Genomic DNA, 3,776 nt, shown 5'->3' on the forward strand with positions numbered 1-3,776 from the left:
CATCACACCCAAAGGGATGCGAGCAAAACGTAAAAAATCAAATTGAATACGTAAAATCAAAAGGTGCAATTGATGGCGCTAAAAAAGTCTTGGTAATTGGAGCATCAACCGGATTTGGTTTAGCTTCAAGAATTACTAGTGCTTTTGGTTCTGATGCTGCAACCATTGGTGTATTTTTCGAAAAACCTCCCGTTGAAGGAAGACCAGCTTCTCCAGGTTGGTATAATTCTGCAGCTTTTGAAAATGAAGCAAACAAAGCAGGTTTATATGCAAAAAGTATTAACGGTGATGCCTTTTCAAATGAAGTTAAGAGACAAACTTTAGATTTGATAAAAGCTGATTTAGGTCAAATTGATTTGATAATTTATAGTTTGGCTTCTCCTGTTCGTGTGCATCCGGTTACTGGAGTTTTGCATCGTTCGGTTTTGAAACCCATTGGAACAACTTATACGAATAAAACCGTTGATTTTCATACTGGATTAGTTTCCGAGATTAGTATTGAGCCTTGTCAGGATGATGATATTGCCAATACTGTTGCCGTAATGGGCGGCGAAGATTGGGCAATGTGGATTGACGCTTTGAAAGCGGAAAATCTTTTGGCAAAAGGAGCTACTACTGTTGCTTATTCCTATATTGGACCATCATTGACCGAAGCTGTTTACAGAAAAGGAACTATTGGTCGTGCCAAAGATCATCTTGAAGCTACTGCTTTTGCAATTTCTGATAGCTTGAAATCTATTGACGGAAAAGCATTTGTTTCTGTGAATAAAGCATTGGTAACACAAGCAAGTTCAGCCATTCCGGTTATTCCTTTGTACATTTCGTTATTGTACAAAATAATGAAAGCAGAAGGAATTCACGAAGGTTGTATTGAGCAAATTCAACGTTTATACCAAGACAGATTGTTTACAGGGAAACCAATTCCAACGGATGATAAAGGAAGAATTCGAATTGATGATTGGGAAATGCGTGACGATGTTCAAGAAAAAATTGCTACTTTATGGAAACAAGCTACAACAGAAAGTTTGCTAGAAATAGGAGATTTAGAAGGGTATAGAAAAGACTTCTTGAATCTTTTTGGTTTCGAATTTGACGGAGTAGATTATAAAGCTGATGCTGACGAAATGGTAGGAGTTTCGAGTATTGTTTAAAGAAATAGCAGTTATTTTTATATAAAACCATCACGAAAAACGTGGTGGTTTTTTTATGGATATAGATTATCTTTGTTAAAATTATAAAGCAAAAAACTTTAAAACTGCTGTGCGAAGTCTCCCGACTATGCCGTTCCAACTTTTATCCAATTATTTAAGGACTTGTGCTGGTTGTTTATTGGAACGGGTACGAAGTCGGGAGACTTCGCACAGCAATCCGCTAGTTTTAATAACGTTTTCGTTTTATAGAACACTTCGCACAGCTGGTTGCAAATCTGCGCTATCGTTGCCGACATATCCGAGCCATCAGGAGTTATTTTTTCAATAATATACTCTAACCATTGTTTAATTTTCTCTTTATGTTCTTTCTTTGTATTCATTAGAGGGAGCATTATAGCAACAAAAAAGCCCCGACTGGGGCTTTTAGTTTTTGTTACTCGCATATGGGAAAAGCAATTTTATAAAAATAATATTTACTCTTTTCGTCAAAAAAAGTATTTCCTTTGTCAACCGTTATTATTTTTTCATTATAATAATCAATTCTAACTAATCCTATTACAAATTTTTGAACAGATGGATTTAATTTCCTAACTGTAATATTCTTATCGTAACTAAATCTTTCTTGAAAAGTACAACCGTTATATTTAGGTGCTTTCTCAAAATCTTTTACACTAAAATATCTGTAAATATCATCACTGAATAAATACAACTTACCACTTCTTAATAACTTTTTTAAGTTTATACCATTTTTAATATCAACTTCATTTACTAAAAACATACCGTCTTGAGTATTTAAAGAAATTACACTTGTATTCTCTAAAGTAATAGTGTCTTTAGTTATGTAAAATTTTCTTTCCTCTTGAGCATTAGCTTTATAAAGAAAACTAAAACAAATCACAATAATTAACTTATTCAACTGTTCCATTTCGCAATTTTCTATATCCTTTATCTGTTTGTGGTGCTCTTGGATTTGACGCACCTTGTAGATGCAAAGTAGCTCTACCTGCTCCACTTTCAATAGGATTATTTACATTATTAGGATTATTTCGATTACTACCTACTGAATTTAATGTATTAGAAACATTGTCTGACTGTACATTGTTATTTCTATTTGGGTCAGTTGAACTTGCAGTCATAAGACCCTTTTCGGAATGAATTAAACCCAATGAATGTCCGACTTCGTGACTTCCTGTTTCAGCATCTTTTTTAGAATTTTTAACTTGAATGAAATTTTGAGATGTTGTTCCATTAGTATTTGCATCAAGTTTGTTATCATCTACTACCTTATATACATTTCCTTCCCCAGAAGTATTACTTGATAATGCTTGATTCAGAGCTCCCATTTCAGTCTGTCCTTCACTTGGAGTTACTACTTCAACATTTAATTCATAATTTATCTTCAAGCTTTGCTTATTTCCTTTCTCATCTGTATAACTATAACTAAATTTTCCGCTTTGCTCATTCCAAGATTTTGTGGCGTTAGTAGCAGAATTTTTATCCTGATTAGTTGTGTAATAGGTTGCTCTTACGGTAACTGTTCCTTTCTCAAAATCTATATATAATCCAAAATCTCTCCCATCGGGATCAACAAAAACAACAGGATTGTTCATACAATAAGCAAATGGAGAAATGTCAGGATGTTTCTCCGCTAGCGGGTCAGTATTCATCCAACGCCCTAAAGCTGGGTCATAATTACGTGCTCCATAGTCATAGAAGTTAAGTCCCAGCTCGTCTTGCAGTTCCTTTCCGTTATACTTATACTGGTATAAGAACGTATTTTTTTAAAAACCAGCTACGACGAGCTGGTATTTTTTTTATTCTTTTTCACAAAACACCAATCGTCGTTTGTTATCTATGTACGTACGATTAACCTTGTAAAAGAGAAAATTCTCTAGTCTAACGATATAAAACCTACCATATAATAATTGGTTGTTTTTAACAATTAACTTTTGGTCTTTATTGCACAATGTTAAACTTATAAATTCACTATCCTTGTATTTTTCAAGCCCTCTTCTTAAAAGTATAATATTAGTTGATATATTAAAAAGTTTTAAAATATTACTTTTAGATAGTTTTTCAGTATTTAGGTTGTTTATTTCTGAAAAACTTGCGGTACCTTTTTTATTATCATAAATTATATATCCTGTTAAAGATAAAGTATCACCAATTTCCAATGACTTATTTGTATCTGTTATTTTATGAGATGCTTTACATCCTGTGATGGATAAATTAGTAATTATCCAAAATGGGAGTATAAAAATCCAAATGTTTTTATTTAATTTCGACAATTGTTCCATTTAATTTTATTTTTTGAGGACTAGTATTAACTACCTTAGGTTTATCTGCTCTTGAAATTGGTTCTTCTCTTGAACCTAAATATGACCCAGCTTTAACATTGGATAAGTTAACTTTTAATCCTTTAGAATTTTTGGCAGCATATTGTAACATTCCGCCAATACCGTCTGTTGTCATAGAAGTTCCTTGTTTTCCAATAGCTGTATGAGAAATTCCTAGAGTATGCATAATTTCGTGACCAACTACTTTTTCATCAGCATTGTAATCTACAGTATCACCATACATATTACAATCAGCACAATATTTTGTATTATCCCCTCCATTCAATGC

General features: G+C 33.0%; 6 protein-coding genes and 1 pseudogene. 1 reads left to right on the plus strand and 6 read right to left on the minus strand.

Annotated features, from left to right (window positions below; genetic code table 11):
• Positions 1–1,151, plus strand: a 1,151-nt coding sequence (gene fabV, locus PHC28_RS16835; protein WP_300103326.1) for an enoyl-ACP reductase FabV, incomplete at its 5' end; no start/stop codon positions are given.
• Positions 1,152–1,276: 125 nt separating this feature from the next.
• Here fabV and PHC28_RS16840 read toward each other — a convergent pair.
• The 6 genes and pseudogenes from PHC28_RS16840 to PHC28_RS16865 all read right to left on the minus strand — a co-directional run.
• Complete coding sequence (locus PHC28_RS16840; RefSeq protein WP_300103328.1) at positions 1,277–1,531, minus strand: hypothetical protein; 255 nt, start codon at positions 1,529–1,531, stop codon at positions 1,277–1,279.
• A 53-nt stretch (positions 1,532–1,584) separates the two neighbouring features.
• Positions 1,585–2,076 carry a hypothetical protein gene (locus PHC28_RS16845; protein WP_300103330.1) on the minus strand — a complete coding sequence of 164 codons (492 nt, stop codon included), beginning with the start codon at positions 2,074–2,076 and terminating at the stop codon, positions 1,585–1,587.
• A complete protein-coding gene (locus tag PHC28_RS16850; protein ID WP_300103336.1) occupies positions 2,060–2,761 on the minus strand; it encodes a matrixin family metalloprotease in 702 nt (233 codons plus the stop codon). Before PHC28_RS16850 ends, PHC28_RS16845 begins: the two co-directional genes overlap by 17 nt.
• Positions 2,738–2,902: pseudogene (locus PHC28_RS16855) on the minus strand (RHS repeat domain-containing protein); the annotation flags it as partial. The gene PHC28_RS16850 and the pseudogene PHC28_RS16855, both read right to left, overlap by 24 nt.
• A 63-nt stretch (positions 2,903–2,965) precedes the next feature.
• A complete protein-coding gene (locus PHC28_RS16860; RefSeq protein ID WP_300103332.1) occupies positions 2,966–3,448 on the minus strand; it encodes a hypothetical protein in 483 nt (160 codons plus the stop codon).
• Positions 3,423–3,776: hypothetical protein (locus tag PHC28_RS16865; protein WP_300103334.1), on the minus strand; the 354-nt coding region annotated here is incomplete at its 5' end. The genes PHC28_RS16860 and PHC28_RS16865, both read right to left, overlap by 26 nt.

This window comes from Flavobacterium sp. (genome assembly GCF_028712645.1).
GTDB lineage: Bacteria > Bacteroidota > Bacteroidia > Flavobacteriales > Flavobacteriaceae > Flavobacterium.

Bases quoted from the DNA above. Each gene is read 5' to 3' on its own strand.
- PHC28_RS16840 (WP_300103328.1), bottom strand. From the start codon at position 1,531: ATGAATACAAAGAAAGAACATAAAGAGAAAATTAAACAATGGTTAGAG.
- PHC28_RS16845 (WP_300103330.1), bottom strand. From the start codon at position 2,076: ATGGAACAGTTGAATAAGTTAATTATTGTGATTTGTTTTAGTTTTCTT.
- PHC28_RS16850 (WP_300103336.1), bottom strand. From the start codon at position 2,761: ATGAACAATCCTGTTGTTTTTGTTGATCCCGATGGGAGAGATTTTGGA.
- PHC28_RS16860 (WP_300103332.1), bottom strand. From the start codon at position 3,448: ATGGAACAATTGTCGAAATTAAATAAAAACATTTGGATTTTTATACTC.